Below are 343 nucleotides of genomic sequence, written 5' to 3'. Positions count from 1 at the left end.
TGAACTCGATGTAGCCTTCCTTCAGCCGATCTGCATCTTGCAGGCCAGTGTCGTTATTGGCACCCGTGAAGGCAGCCGCATTCAGCGGCTTCTCGGTATTCGTGCTCCCGATGAAACAGCTGTCATCGGCCGTCGTGAGCACCGCCTTCCCGTCCTTCTCTTGGAGGACGGCAGCCCACATGTCGTTCGCCGACAGGGCGACATTGAAGTCGAGCACGTCACGGCTATTGTGGCCTTCGTGGATGCGGATCTTGACCACGATCGGCTTGGATTCGGTGTTGGTCAGGTTGATCAAGGTCATCCAGCCGTTGCGGGTGGTGTAGTAGGGAGCAATGGCCACCTC

1 pseudogene is annotated in these 343 nt (G+C 58.3%); it reads right to left on the bottom strand.

The window, feature by feature from the left end:
* Nucleotides 1-343: pseudogene (locus BQ17_RS21920) on the bottom strand (hypothetical protein); the annotation flags it as partial.

It is taken from the genome of Candidatus Thiosymbion oneisti, from assembly GCF_900092655.1.
In the GTDB taxonomy this organism is placed as follows: domain Bacteria; phylum Pseudomonadota; class Gammaproteobacteria; order Chromatiales; family Chromatiaceae; genus Thiosymbion; species Thiosymbion oneisti.
Note: the sequence above shows the minus strand (reverse complement) of the source record. Positions and strands in the feature narration are given on the sequence as shown.